The sequence below is a fragment of the Pseudalkalibacillus hwajinpoensis genome, assembly GCF_039851965.1.
In the GTDB taxonomy this organism is placed as follows: Bacteria; Bacillota; Bacilli; order Bacillales; family Guptibacillaceae; genus Guptibacillus; species Guptibacillus hwajinpoensis_E.
The window spans coordinates 3,860,582-3,873,346 of record NZ_CP156674.1 but is presented as its reverse complement, the minus strand read 5'-3'; the positions used below and the strand labels follow the sequence as shown (position 1 = coordinate 3,873,346).

At 40.1% G+C, this 12,765-nt stretch carries 16 protein-coding genes and 1 riboswitch; of the genes, 2 read left to right on the top strand and 14 right to left on the bottom strand.

The annotated features are described in order from the left end of the window. Positions 1-85: 85 nt before the first annotated feature. The gene (locus ABFG93_RS20025; RefSeq protein WP_347549762.1) at positions 86-1,000 is read left to right on the top strand and encodes a hydroxymethylglutaryl-CoA lyase; all 915 of its coding nucleotides are present in this window, start codon (positions 86-88) and stop codon (positions 998-1,000) included. Between the two features lie 242 nt (positions 1,001-1,242). On the opposite strand, the gene ABFG93_RS20020 is transcribed toward ABFG93_RS20025, so the two are convergent. From ABFG93_RS20020 to ABFG93_RS19955, 14 genes are all read right to left on the bottom strand, one after another. Beyond that, positions 1,243-1,557 carry an iron-sulfur cluster biosynthesis family protein gene (locus ABFG93_RS20020; protein WP_347549761.1) on the bottom strand — a complete coding sequence of 105 codons (315 nt, stop codon included), beginning with the start codon at positions 1,555-1,557 and terminating at the stop codon, positions 1,243-1,245. Positions 1,558-1,831: 274 nt separating this feature from the next. Further along, positions 1,832-2,914: an FAD-dependent oxidoreductase gene (locus ABFG93_RS20015; protein ID WP_347549760.1), complete on the bottom strand. Its 1,083-nt coding sequence runs from the start codon at positions 2,912-2,914 to the stop codon at positions 1,832-1,834. 94 nt (positions 2,915-3,008) lie between these two features. Continuing rightward, positions 3,009-3,407, bottom strand: coding sequence for a hypothetical protein (locus ABFG93_RS20010; protein ID WP_347549759.1), 399 nt, complete (start codon positions 3,405-3,407; stop codon positions 3,009-3,011). 57 nt (positions 3,408-3,464) lie between these two features. Continuing rightward, the gene (locus tag ABFG93_RS20005; protein WP_347549758.1) at positions 3,465-4,364 is read right to left on the bottom strand and encodes an FAD-dependent oxidoreductase; all 900 of its coding nucleotides are present in this window, start codon (positions 4,362-4,364) and stop codon (positions 3,465-3,467) included. 11 nt (positions 4,365-4,375) lie between these two features. After that, the gene (locus ABFG93_RS20000) at positions 4,376-4,957 is read right to left on the bottom strand and encodes a CDP-alcohol phosphatidyltransferase family protein (RefSeq protein WP_347549757.1); all 582 of its coding nucleotides are present in this window, start codon (positions 4,955-4,957) and stop codon (positions 4,376-4,378) included. A gap of 20 nt (positions 4,958-4,977) precedes the next feature. Beyond that, positions 4,978-5,631, bottom strand: coding sequence for a TVP38/TMEM64 family protein (locus ABFG93_RS19995; RefSeq protein ID WP_347549756.1), 654 nt, complete (start codon positions 5,629-5,631; stop codon positions 4,978-4,980). After that, the gene (locus ABFG93_RS19990) at positions 5,628-6,617 is read right to left on the bottom strand and encodes an ABC transporter ATP-binding protein (RefSeq protein ID WP_347549755.1); all 990 of its coding nucleotides are present in this window, start codon (positions 6,615-6,617) and stop codon (positions 5,628-5,630) included. Before ABFG93_RS19990 ends, ABFG93_RS19995 begins: the two co-directional genes overlap by 4 nt. A 13-nt stretch (positions 6,618-6,630) precedes the next feature. Continuing rightward, a complete protein-coding gene (locus ABFG93_RS19985; protein ID WP_347552908.1) occupies positions 6,631-7,083 on the bottom strand; it encodes an ABC transporter permease in 453 nt (150 codons plus the stop codon). Positions 7,084-7,269: 186 nt separating this feature from the next. Next, positions 7,270-8,208 (bottom strand): hypothetical protein, encoded by a 939-nt coding sequence (locus ABFG93_RS19980; protein ID WP_347549754.1) that lies wholly within the window; start codon positions 8,206-8,208, stop codon positions 7,270-7,272. Positions 8,209-8,337: 129 nt separating this feature from the next. Continuing rightward, positions 8,338-8,856, bottom strand: a complete 519-nt coding sequence (locus ABFG93_RS19975) for a TVP38/TMEM64 family protein (RefSeq protein WP_347549753.1) — start codon at positions 8,854-8,856, stop codon at positions 8,338-8,340. A 207-nt stretch (positions 8,857-9,063) separates the two neighbouring features. Continuing rightward, positions 9,064-9,726 carry a sulfite oxidase-like oxidoreductase gene (locus tag ABFG93_RS19970; protein WP_347549752.1) on the bottom strand — a complete coding sequence of 221 codons (663 nt, stop codon included), beginning with the start codon at positions 9,724-9,726 and terminating at the stop codon, positions 9,064-9,066. 85 nt (positions 9,727-9,811) lie between these two features. Continuing rightward, positions 9,812-9,907: riboswitch (SAM riboswitch) on the bottom strand. 70 nt (positions 9,908-9,977) lie between these two features. Beyond that, a complete protein-coding gene (locus ABFG93_RS19965) occupies positions 9,978-10,448 on the bottom strand; it encodes a GNAT family N-acetyltransferase (RefSeq protein ID WP_347549751.1) in 471 nt (156 codons plus the stop codon). Between the two features lie 269 nt (positions 10,449-10,717). Then, on the bottom strand, positions 10,718-11,149 hold the full coding sequence (locus ABFG93_RS19960) for a GNAT family N-acetyltransferase (protein WP_347549750.1): 432 nt from the start codon (positions 11,147-11,149) through the stop codon (positions 10,718-10,720). Positions 11,150-11,296: 147 nt separating this feature from the next. Beyond that, complete coding sequence (locus ABFG93_RS19955) at positions 11,297-11,860, bottom strand: GNAT family N-acetyltransferase (RefSeq protein WP_347549749.1); 564 nt, start codon at positions 11,858-11,860, stop codon at positions 11,297-11,299. Between the two features lie 259 nt (positions 11,861-12,119). Here ABFG93_RS19955 and ABFG93_RS19950 point away from each other — a divergent pair, with 259 nt between their 5' ends. Further along, positions 12,120-12,743, top strand: a complete 624-nt coding sequence (locus ABFG93_RS19950) for a LysE family translocator (RefSeq protein WP_347549748.1) — start codon at positions 12,120-12,122, stop codon at positions 12,741-12,743. The last annotated feature ends 22 nt before the right edge of the window (positions 12,744-12,765 follow it).

The window sequence follows — 12,765 nt, the reverse complement described above, 5'->3', positions numbered from 1 at the left end:
GAATTTCCACTATTCAAACGATTGACTTGCAACACACCGTTCCCTTTGTTTTAATGAATAAGATAGCGCTTACAATAGAAGGGTGATGAATAATTTGTTTCCAGAACACGCCACGATTGTAGAAGTTGGACCAAGAGACGGCTTGCAAAATGAGTCGAATCAAGTTCCAACCCAGGATAAAATCCATTTTATTAATGCTTTAAAAGCATCAGGGATTCAAGAAATGGAGATTACTTCATTTGTCTCACCCAAATGGGTCCCTCAAATGAAAGACGCAGCCGAAATTACAGCTTCCTGTGATGATAACACTAGAAATTTAGTTCTAGCTCCCAATCGAAAAGGGGTTGAGAGAGTTAAGGAGACAAATGTTTCTTCTATTGCTCTTTTTGCCGGTGTTAGCAACTCATTTAATGAGAAAAACAGCAACAAGAAGACCGACCGTTTACTTGAGGAGCTCCTTCCTCTTGTTCAAGAATTGAAAGCTGAAAACTATTTTGTACGTGCTTGTATTTCGACGGCGTTTTATTGTCCTTATGAAGGTAGAGTGGATGTAGTTGATACCACTGAAGTATGTCGGAAGTTTGTTGAAGCAGGAGTAGATGAGCTTAGCGTTGCTGATACGATTGGAATGGCTACCCCTGAAGAATCGTATACGCTTTTTCAACACCTTACTTCAGAATTTCCAAGAACTCTCATAACCGCTCATTTTCATGATACGAGAGGCATGGCACTAGCCAATATTTACGCCTGTTTGCAGGCGGGCATTTCAAGGTTTGATACTTCGGCTGGCGGGCTTGGCGGCTGTCCTTTTGCAAGAGGGGCTACGGGCAATGTTGCAACGGAGAGTGTTGTATATATGCTCGAACGAATGGGAATTTCCACCGGAATTGACCTTAAAAGGCTTATGGAGGCGATAGATGTGATAGAACCTCATCTATCAAGAAGAATTTCTACACCAGTTCGTAGCCTTTATTTAAAAGAAAATGCCACACAGTCTTAGTGAACATATAAATATTATGGTTAACTAGTTGAAAAGCACACAATTTTGTGTGCTTTCTTTCATCCTTTTATGATGGTCAAAATCGTACTATAAATCAGGGCGAGGATGATGCCCCCCACCAGAGTGATCCGATCCATCTTTTGTCCCTTAATTAAATTCATAATCCCCTTTACTAACATAAATACAATAAAGAAAATAAAAAAATAGATGGCAAATGTCACGCCTGCTTGTCCTCCCCTATTTTAAACCTCACTAATATAGCGCATTCTTGGGTTTAAAATTTCATTATCACTTTTAAGCATAAAACACTGGTATTTGGGCAAGTAATCAATTTTCATTGATTCATCAAAGAATACGGCATATTGTTTCTGGATTCTAACAGGGCGGAAGTTTGATTCCAACACCATGTTAAAGTCCCCAAGTTCATTTCCACGAATGAGTTGCGTTACCCCATTCACGACACACCCGCAGTCCTCAATGTCATAATTTAGTTTAAAGTAGCCGTCAGGCTCATGCTCTAATCTTTCAATTGCTTTATCTGTAAATGTAACTTTCATCCTTTTTGCTCCTCTCCGCTGTTTTCAATGATAACCCCAATAATTTCAATTCCATTACACCGTTCATATGTTCAAGCACCATCTGATGGTGTTCTTTGCTTTTTTTAGCACTTAAGGATTAAAGGATTAAATAACTAGATGCTTTGATTTCATTATAAACTTGTTAAAGGGGTGATTGCACATAAGAAGTTGTAAATCGGTTATTGATTCACTGATTATTTAGTTTTCAGTAACAAGAAAAAAACAGGCTGAAAAATCAGACTGCTTATTACTATTAACTCTTGTATTTCTCCATAAATTTCCGGTCGATGCTGTTCTTCAATGTCCAGGATAATCGGTGGTGAAGGACCATTTTCCCATATAATAGCAACCCCTTGCGCTTACCCGTTGAAAGGATGGATAAATAAGCTTTTTTCGGCTGGAATCGCACGCCATCTTTTCCCTCGATAAATGCTTTAAGATTAGTCCATAAAACATCTGATTGTCGAACTGCAACCACACCAGCTTTTGGAAGATCAGGATATTCCCTTAAAGTGGCACAATCTCCAGCTGCAAAGATAGATGGATACTTCTTGACCTGAAGTGTTTCTTCAACAAGTAAATAACCGGCCTCGTCAACAGGAAGATTAGATATTCTGAATAGCTCTGGTGCTTTAGGCCCGGTGAGCCATAGTAATTGGTCATAAATGATTTGCTTACCTGATGAGGTGACAATGCTACTCGATGTCACATTCGTCACTTTTTCTTGCAAGTATACCCCAAGCCCCTTATTTCTTGTTATATGTTCAATTTTCTTTTGAGCTTTTTGCGATGAGTCACGTAGTAGGGGAGAATGAGAAAGAAGAGTCACAGCTTGTTTTCCTTCCTCTGCTCTTCTAGCTGTCAGTGCAAGAGCCATTTCAACCCCCGCTGCCCCCCCACCTACTACAACTGGGTTCTCAGCTTCCCACATGACTTTTGCCACTTCTTCAATTCGATAATTCGGCTTAATGCGAAGCGCATAGCTTCTTGCTCCCGGTACATCGATCCCTCCGGTAAGCGAGCCTATATCTAGAGATAACAGATCATAAGAAAGAATATCACCTTTTTCAGTTAAAACAACTTTTCCTGTTGCATCAATTGATAAGGCAGCTCCCTGCACAAATGTTACCCCTGCTTTCTCAGCAAGGGAAGGCATGTGCACGCGCATATCTTCTTCTGAGTACAAGCCTTCCAGGTAGCCTGAAAACATCCCTGAATAATATTGATATTCAGAAGGAGAAATCAGGGTTACATTTAAATCAAGCGTTTCTTCCTGAAGCATTTTTAAAACATGGAGGTGAGCATGTCCTGCTCCAACTAATAACAAATTCTTCACACCGAACCTCCTAATCTTTTATCGAACCCATTTAATATATTTTTTGGAAACCTTAGGTAACCATCCATCAAATAACTTTTCTCTTCAGTACAAGTCAGCTGCCTGGTTTAATATCGCCCCTCTGGTTGGGTATGGGTGAATAACCTGTAGATATATCGCCGAATTTATGTCCATGCTCTTTTGCAAAAACAATTTCCTGCATCCAGCTACCCGCATCTTCTCCAACAGCATGGGCACCAATGATGTGACCTTTCATATCTGTTATAACTTTTACAAGGCCTTCCTTCTTACGTTCCGCAATGAACCGATCGACATCGTTTGTTCCAACTTTAAAGACGCGGATCTTTTCTCCATGCTTTTCTATTGCTTCTTGCTCGGTTAATCCTAAATGAAAAACTTCAGGTACCGTATACGTAACCCACGGTACATTATCATAGCTAACTTTTCGTTTCAATCCAAATACTGCATTTTGAACAATAAGCTTCCCTTCCATGCCACCTCCGTGTGTGAAAGGAAAGGCTCCATTTACATCTCCTATTGCGTAAATATGTTATTTATTTGATTGGAGAGACGCATTCACTTTAATAAATCCTTTGTTTGTTTCAACGCCGGCACCTTCTAAATTTAATCTTTCAGTATTAGGCTTTCTACCAGCTGACATCATAACCGCATCGGATTCAATTGCAATTTCTTCGCCATTGACCTTATAAGCAATTACTTTCTTCCCATGTTGTTCTGAAATACCGGTTACCTGTACGTTAAAGACGAATGTCAATTCTTTCTCGAGTGCTTTAGTTGCGAACGGGATAATATCATGATCTTCCTTTTTGAAAATAGAGTTTGAAGTTTCCAACACTGTAACATCAGAACCGAATCTTGAAAGGGATTGAGCAAGTTCAAGTCCAACTGGTCCTCCCCCAATAAATACGACACTTTGTGGAAGTTGATCGAGGTTAAAAATCGTTTCGTTTGTGATATACGAAACATTTTCTACTCCATCGATTGGAGGAACATTCGGACGTGAACCCGTTGAAATGACGATCCGTTTACCTTTAATAGGGTTTTCGCCATTGATGGTCACGGTGTACTCACCTTGAAATGCACCTTTTCCTCTAAATATATCAACACCAAGTTCCTCAAAGCGTTCATCGCTATCAGATTCCTGAATCTCATCGATTGCTTCTTTAACACGTTCAATCGCACGTTCGAATAGTACATTTCCACTTACTGTTAGTCCAAATTCAGCAGCTCCCTTATAAACCGCGTGAACTTCTTTTGCAGCTGTAATAAATGCTTTAGAAGGGACACAACCAAAGTGTAGACAGTCTCCACCAAATCCAGGCTGGTCATCTATTAAAGCGGCATTTGCTCCCATATTCGCTGCACCAGCCGCTGCAGTTAAGCCACCTGAGCCACCGCCTATAACAATTATATCGTATTCTAACATCATTTCCCGCTCTTCTATCCCAGTATCCTTTTTGCTTCAGTAAGTCTTTGAAAGGCTGTAAATAATTCAATTACTACGAATACTAGCGTCAAAATTGTTAATACGTCATGAAAAAGAATCATTACTGTAAACAGGATAAACCCTTCTGTACGTTCTGCAGCTCCTGCCTGGTAATAAAAAGATTTAACACCTTTCTTTTCAGAAACTGCACCAACTGTCAGGAAGATGGTCATTGCAAAAATAATTGACGTGCTTAATAGTAATAGTGCCCAAATAGAACCCGGGAAACGAAACGCAAGTCCAAGGATAGTGCTGATTTCAACCACTCGATCGAAACTTACATCCATTACCGTTCCAAATGCCGAGGGTTTTGTTTTTCGAGCCATCGTCCCATCGACTGCATCCAGATAGCCTGAAAGCCAGAGAACAAAGACTGCCCAAATGAACTGATCAAAATAAATAAAAAGCCCTGATGACACCCCAATAATAAACGACATCACGGTAACTTGATTGGCACTTAAACCTATGCTTAGCAGCCAGTCAGCTGTACGGTTCATGATGGGCTGTACATATTTTCGTGCGTGAGTATCGAGCAAGACAGCACCATCCTTTCTTATTAGAGCTCCTCTTCAATCGAGGATCCAAATGCTTTTCTTCGAATATATAAGCTGATAATCAAGAGTAATAGTAAGACTGCAGCTGCAATGATGATAGAAGAAATGTTGTTTGATAGAAAGCTTGCGCCGAGAAAATTTAACGCAAGTGCACCTGGAAGCATCCCGATTAATGTTGCCATGTAGTATTTCCGTCTGTTTACGTTCGAAACGCCACAAACATAACTAACTAAATCAAAGTGGAGAAAAGGCACTAAGCGTAAAAGCAAAACGTAGGAAAAACCTTTCTCCGTAAGTCGTTGTTCAAGACTTTCCCCACGCTCACGCCAGGATTTCGGTAGAATGTTTAATCCGAGCTTCCTCGCGAGAGCAAAGAATAGGAGTGCTCCGGTAGAACCACCTATCACGGCTAATAATGTTCCAAGATAAGGACCAAATACCAATCCGCCTGTTATGGATAAAATGGATGTTGGAAAGAGTACAAATGGTCTAGCGATACAAATAATTAAGAATACCAGCGGTGCATAAAAGCCAAACGACCCGATCCAGTCACGAAGAGAGGATGGTCGAAACTCAAAGACATTTTGATTCAGTACATATATAGCAAGAACAAGTAAGGTTATGGATAGGCCTTTAAAAAATGTTCTTTTTGTCATTGATTCTTTCTCCGGTGGTCTGTCTCATACCTTTTAACTGAGCGTTTCGGTGCAGTGAGATAAACATCCTGACCAGACGCCAGTTGATTTTTCGACTTCGCTAATATCGTGCCGTGCTCCCAGGTGACCCGATAGCATGGAATATTGTTTTTTACTGTAACAGCGGTTACTTTGCCGAAGATAGTAACCATGGTCGGGTCACTAGTAATTTGATGATAGAGAACTGCGGTAAGACTGTTAAGAGGAATAAACCCTTCACTCAGAGCCATACCTTCGCCGATGATCTTCGCACTTTCCATTGAGGTTGGTTGAGTGACCACACTATATGGATCACCCACTTGAATTAACCTCCCATGATCCATGACAGCAAGACGATCGGCCATTTCAATTGCTTCGTCTCGATCATGAGTAATAAATAATGAAGAGATGTTCTCTTTCCTTAACAATTCCCTTACTTCCCCTCTAAGAGATTCTCTAAGAGCCGCATCAAGGGAACTGAATGGTTCATCAAGAAGAAGAAGATCAGGCTTCAGCACAAGGGCTCGAGCCAAAGAAATACGCTGTTTCTGACCTCCTGATAATTCATGAGGGTAGGTGTCTATCCATTTCGAAAGTTTTACTTTCTCAAGCATTTCTTCTGCTATCTCTCGCCGCTTTTTTCTTGCTATCCTTCGACGCTTCAATCCGTATGTCACATTTTCAATCACGGTTAAATGAGGGAATAACAATGCATCCTGGAACATCAGGACAACAGGACGCTCTTCTGGCTTCAAAGTAATTATAGACTTTCCGTTTAAATCGACTTCGCCACGATCGAGCGTTTCCAGGCCGGCAAGACAGCGTAATAACGTTGTTTTACCACAGCCTGACGGGCCTACTATTGTAAAATGCTCACCTTTTTCAAGATTAAAGGACACATTGTTAAGTATGGAAGAACTTCCATATTTTTTGGTAAGGTTTCTGCACATTATAAGCTGGTTTTTCAAATTGATCTTCCTTTCAAACCCGATTAACTGTTCGAATTACCAGCCTCAGTACGATTTCTACACTCCCAATAAAAAGGAGCGGTAGCATAGCAAATATAATAGAAAAACCTGCGATAACTGATTCATTCGAACTTGAGAAATAGGGATAATACAGAAGTGGCAAAGTACTCACAGCTCCACCACCAATAATAGCGGTTAGCGCATATTGCCCAAGTGAAATTACAAATGTAAGTAACATTAAACTTCTGATACTTGGTAACAGGAGAGGAAGTGAAACCGTTAGAAAACGAATAAACGGTGTAGCACCTAGTACGGCTGCCTGTTCCTCTAATCCAGTACCTAGTCGTTCATAACCTGCTCTCATCACTCGAATCGCATACGGTAAAGTAGGAATAAGGTGAACGAGAAGAACCCCTGTCAACCGATCTCCCAATCCTGCTTTTATTAACGTGAATTGGAGCCCCATTGCAAGAAGTATACCAGGTATTAAAATTGGGGAAAGCAATAAAGCTTCAAGTAATCTTTCCCCTAAAAGAGTACAACGAAAGGGCTTTAGCAGCAGGAATGGCCAGTACTAAATTCAGTACGACGACCATAACAGCTAATTTAATTGTCGTTAGTAAGGCTTCAAATAGTGAAGGATCTCGAAAAATCACCTGCCAGCCCTCGATTGACCTGACCACATTTCTTTAAATTGCTTACCAGCTTCTTCACCATATACAGAAGTAAGTGCTGCTGCAAGATCATCTGTGTTTTCACTTAAAGCTGCTGCAGATGCATCAAAGTCTTCTGATCCATCAATACCATTCTGCATCGTCATCATTGCAAGTCCAGCGTGTTCTGATAGAAGATGACCAAGTGTAGCACGAAGATCAGATGCTGGTGTCACTGCGTTAGTGTTTTCAAATTTATCAGGAAATTGATCTGTAATCGCGCTTGAGAATCCTTTAGCAACCATATGCATGTGGGCAATTGCTTCACGTTCATGCTCGTAAGCCTTTTCGTAGTCACCTGCAACATAGCTATCAAAAGCACCAATTAACTGATTGATGTGAGCCTGTAATCCTTCTGAAAGATTTTCTGCTTCTAGACGTTCACCCGTTGCGTTCTCAAGGAACATGGAGAAATCACTCTTGTAACCTTCTAAATTCTCAAGTGCTTTTTGCTTTGCATCTTCGTCTTCATTACCAGTTGCTTTCACGTAATCCACGAAGAAGCCAATGTGGTTACTCCAGATTTCATTAAATTCAGCTCCGGCTTCCTCGCCGTAAACTGAAGTGATTGCTGCTGTTAAATCTTCCGTGTTCGCACTTAATGCTCCTGCAGAAGCTTCAAAGTCAGCAGAACCTTCAGCACCTTTTCTCATTGTTTCAACTGCAAGATAAGCATGCTCACTTAGTAGTTGACCAAGATCAGCTCGAAGGTCAGCAGCTGGCGTTTCCACTGTAGGTTTGTCCATGTGGTTTTCCCCATTATGAGCAAATGCGCCTGATGTAGGAATTAGTAGTGAAAAGCTAATCGGTACAATTAGAAGTCCTTTTTTCCAGTCAATTACTTTCTTCTTCATATTCTTTTCCGTTCTCATTTTCAAATCCACTCCCCTTAATTTTTTTTACACTTAGCTAACGGAGAGAAGATTAGTTTGGATCATTCTTTTTTAGATTTTCTTTTCTACAGCCAAAAACAACCATGAAAACCGTTGCTACTATGGCTTTCATGGCTACGACTTTTCTTTATAAAAAGTTTTATCATTTTGCCTTTTCTTTAGAGAATAGGATCCTATCATCAATAGTGCAACAAAGAAACTTAATAACACAATTCCCAAGAAGCTGTTCATCGCATGCTGATATAGCCATGCCATCAACAATGAAGGCGGCAGGATTCCAACCCCCGTTGTCCATGTAAATTGCCAGAACGATATTTTAGTTAATCCTGCTCCATAATTAAGGAGATTAAAGGAAAAAACAGGGATTAATCGCATATAGAACAATCCTCTTACCCCTTTTTGTTGGAACCACTCATCAAAGCGAGCAATTCTCTGAGCGGAAATCATCTTAACAGCAAACGTTCTTCCAAGGAATTTAGAAAGATAAAAAGAGAGATAAGCTCCAAGCATTGCCCCGATCCATGTATATAACGTCCCTAACCACAATCCATAGAGAGTGACATTGGCAAATAAGATAATTTCTGAAGGAATAAAAACAACACTATGTAAAATCATTAAGGAAATAGAAATCATTATCCCGTAGAACCCTAGTTTACGAATGCTTTCTGTCAGGCCTCAACAGTGCGTTCGTTAAGGAGGGTCTTAGCCACCTCTCTTGCATCCGGGAGGAAGAACACTAGTAAACTGATCGTTATTAGAACGAATAATGAAATAACGTTTTTCTTCAGACTAATCAGCTTCTTCCTTTTCTTAATGACCGTTATATGTTTCATCTGGTATTCAGTCGAATTCCTTCTTCTCCCATTCATCCTCAGGTAAGTCTAAATCTTCCCCTGAGAACCTTTCCTCAACAAACGGGTCTGCATGATTGTGAAAACCGTTCTGTTCCCAGAAACCAGGTTTATCTTCCTTAATAAATTCAATCCCCCTGATCCATTTAATACTTTTCCAGAAATAAAGGTGAGGAACAATAAGTCTTAATGGCCACCCATGCTTTTCAGTTAATTTCTTTCCATCTATTGAATGGGCAAGAATCACATCATCTCCCATAACATCTGAAATGTGAATATTTGTTGTGTAGTCGTGGTCACCATGAAGCATTATGTGTTCACTCTTTGGAACAATGCCCAGTTCTCTTATCAGATCTTTGAATAATACTCCTTCAAAGGTATTATCGAACCGAGACCACCTTGTTACACAGTGGATATCACATGTGATCTGTTTCTGCGGTAGAGCTAATATTTTCTCATAAGTAAGTCTAGAGGATTTTTCTACTTCACCAAAAATAGCCAAATCCCATGAAGATAAATCATACTGAGGGACCTCGCCTTCATGTAGAATAGGAAATCTTTCGGTAAGCACCTGACCCGGGGGCAAACGATCACCATACTTTTCACTTGCATCTGGAACCTTCATTTTACGAATACGATCAGCTTTTTTCACGAGAAACACACCTCTCCAGTAACTTAATGATACAAAAAAACTCTCCCCTGGGTGAGGAAGAGTCTTTTGATAGATGACAGGCTCCTCCTTATCTTTCAGAGCATCACTCTGCTGGAATTAGCACCTTTAATAAGGTTGCCGGGAGTCATCGGGCCAGTCCCTCTGCCACTCTTGATAAGGATTAAATATTTAGAATTGTTTATAATTCTAACGGTAAGCGATGCGATTTGCAATATCCATTTTCATTTGCCCTAGATTAAGCCCGAGTCTTTTCTCATTCGAATGAAGGTATATTCTCCTCCATTAGTCCGCTGGATAAACGAATGAGTAATGGCAAAACCCGCTTTTAGATACACGTTAATTGCCCTCTGGTTAAATTCTGCTACAGCCATTTCTAGCGTTGTAGGGCGGTATAACTCATGTGCTTTTTGCAAGCCGGCGTGAAGAAAGTCGTATCCTTTCCCAATCCCAACTTGTTGTGGACTTAAACCAAGTCCGATTTCCACCGTGCCTTTGGAACCTTCTATAAATGTAAAAAAACCGATAAGGATGTTAGCCTCATATACACCCCAATAGTTTTTGTTATTAGCTGCGTTCTCTCGAAATTCCTGAAGATCTTCATCATCCGCTTCCATATCGTAAAATGAGTAGATGCCATCATATTTCCATGAAATTATTCTCTCTACCTCTTCCTCATCCAATAAAGCAAATCGGTAATCCACTATTCTCCCTCTTTTCTTGTCATATTATTAGTTAAGTATGATAATCGTCCGAATTCATTTAGACAGGAAAAGCCCCATGCCGGGAAATGCATGGGGCTCACACTTTATATTTTAAGGGGGGCAGGAACCGGGGAAGTTCCTGCAAATGTAGTGTAGCAAGTTCCCTAGGTAAAATGATTGATTATGAGTTCCTTTTCACATTCTTTTAATAAATGAAAAGAAACACCCTAAAGACGTGCTTGATTTCTTAATAAAGAGACTAATAGAGTTTATTTATAAACCATGATCGTTTGTAATTCCTTAAAACCGATGTCTTTATAAATATACTTGGCAAAGTTTGAGGAGTAGACATTCAAACGAATCTCGTCATAACCCTGCTCCTTAAAATTCTGAATACTAGCCTCAACCAGCTTCTTAGAATAGCGCTTGCCGCGAAATTTAGGAAATACGAACACATCATATATAAAACCATGCTTATTTTCTGTAAAATAATCGGTATTTTCTCCAAGTAACACCCACCCGGCAATCTCATTCCCATCTCGATAAACAAGGTGATAGCCTCCTCGCTCAAGAATAGATGAAACAATCTCAAGTGCTTTCTCTTCCCGAATGATACCAGGATTCGTTGTTCCTTCATTAACAGACTGGATCGAATTCGATAAGATATACTCTCTCTCTTCCAAACTAGCTCGCTCAATCACCGTGGTCCCCTCCATCTTACTTAATAGTTTCTTACTTTAGGTAGTTTCTTGATCCCCCCTACTTTCTCCTTCTTCATACAGACAATGGGTTGATTTACTATTATGAAGAGACTACCCTCTTCTAAAACTGCAAAAAGCACGACCGATTCAGTTCTTTATTGTCGCGTAAACACATGTATCCCTAGTTTCATCACCATCTATAGATAGCTTTTCATTTCGTAGAATCCCTTCGAGATCATAATCTACTCGTTCCGCAATTTTTCTACTCCGCACATTCTTCACATCACATCGGATTTCTACCCTTCTGGCTTCAAGCTCATTAAATGCAAATTCAGTAATTCCTCTAACTGCTTCAGTCATATATCCTTTACCAGAAAATCTGGAATCTATCCAGTAACCGATTTCAAATTTTCGTACAGCCCAATCAATTCGATGAAGTCCAGAAGAACCGATTAATTCTCCTGTTTCTTTATGAAACAATAATAATCTTAGATCCTCTCTTTTTAAGAAAGCAGCATGAGATTCTCTTATATTGGCCTCCACGTCTTCAATGGTCTGCTCTGTCCGTGCAAAAGACATCCATTCCTTAAGTTCAGTTAAGGACGACTTGATTGATTCATAAACAATTTTTCCGTCATCCGGTCTGGGCAGGCGAATATGTAAACGTTCTGTTATAAATTCGTTTGGGAAATCAATTAGAATTGGTTTCATAGCAAAGGTCCTCCAATTGCAAAGATGTCAGAATTATACCATTAATGCGACTTCTGTCAAACTCATAACCATTTCAATCAAAACCTGCACTGGATACACCCCGTAGCTAATGATTATCCCTCACCATTTACAAATGACTTCAGATGGCTAAAACAAGGTCTATCTGTATCATAAACCCTTGGCGCTTCTTTAAATAGCTTTTCGAAATGATATCTCTCATTTATACTAAAACAATATCAATTATAAAGGAGAAGATTGTATGGACTTTTCACTGCTCCTCTCGTTTCTAGGTGCTGCCGTTGTTCTGACCCTTATGCCTGGTCCTGACAATTTATTTGTTCTTGCTCAAAGTATATCTCAAAACAGGCAGGCTGGTATTGCGACTTCACTTGGGCTTTGCTCAGGTCTCCTAGTTCATATCACCGCTACAGCAGCAGGCATATCCGCCATTCTATACCAATCATCAATTGCTTTTGCCGTTGTTAAATATTTGGGTGCTGCCTATTTGCTTTATCTTGCCTATCAGGCTATTAAAGACAGGGAAACAACCGCTGCCATTCATAAACAGCGCTCACGCCCTTACGCTTCTCTTTATCGGAAAGGAATCATTATGAACATCCTGAATCCGAAGGTTTCTCTTTTCTTTCTTGCTCTACTTCCACAGTTCGTTAATCAAGAGGTGGGTTCTCCTGCGTTACAGATGGTTTTACTTGGACTAATTTTCATTATCCAGGCCCTTGTCATTTTTAGCATCATCAGTATTTTTGCGGGTAAAATCTCTAAGGTCGTGAACAAAAGCACCACTATTTCAAGAAAAATCAATCTCGTAAAAGGAGCACTTCTCGCTCTAATCGGTGTACAAATTGCATTCAGTGGTAAATAACATTACCTTGCACTGCCTAATT

Coding starts and splice junctions, on each gene's coding strand:
- ABFG93_RS20025 (WP_347549762.1), top strand. CDS start 86: ATGAATAATTTGTTTCCAGAACACGCCACGATTGTAGAAGTTGGACCA.
- ABFG93_RS20020 (WP_347549761.1), bottom strand. CDS start 1,557: ATGAAAGTTACATTTACAGATAAAGCAATTGAAAGATTAGAGCATGAG.
- ABFG93_RS20010 (WP_347549759.1), bottom strand. CDS start 3,407: ATGGAAGGGAAGCTTATTGTTCAAAATGCAGTATTTGGATTGAAACGA.
- ABFG93_RS20005 (WP_347549758.1), bottom strand. CDS start 4,364: ATGATGTTAGAATACGATATAATTGTTATAGGCGGTGGCTCAGGTGGC.
- ABFG93_RS19995 (WP_347549756.1), bottom strand. CDS start 5,631: ATGACAAAAAGAACATTTTTTAAAGGCCTATCCATAACCTTACTTGTT.
- ABFG93_RS19985 (WP_347552908.1), bottom strand. CDS start 7,083: ATGGGGCTCCAATTCACGTTAATAAAAGCAGGATTGGGAGATCGGTTG.
- ABFG93_RS19975 (WP_347549753.1), bottom strand. CDS start 8,856: ATGATTTCTATTTCCTTAATGATTTTACATAGTGTTGTTTTTATTCCT.
- ABFG93_RS19955 (WP_347549749.1), bottom strand. CDS start 11,860: ATGAAACCAATTCTAATTGATTTCCCAAACGAATTTATAACAGAACGT.
- ABFG93_RS19950 (WP_347549748.1), top strand. CDS start 12,120: ATGGACTTTTCACTGCTCCTCTCGTTTCTAGGTGCTGCCGTTGTTCTG.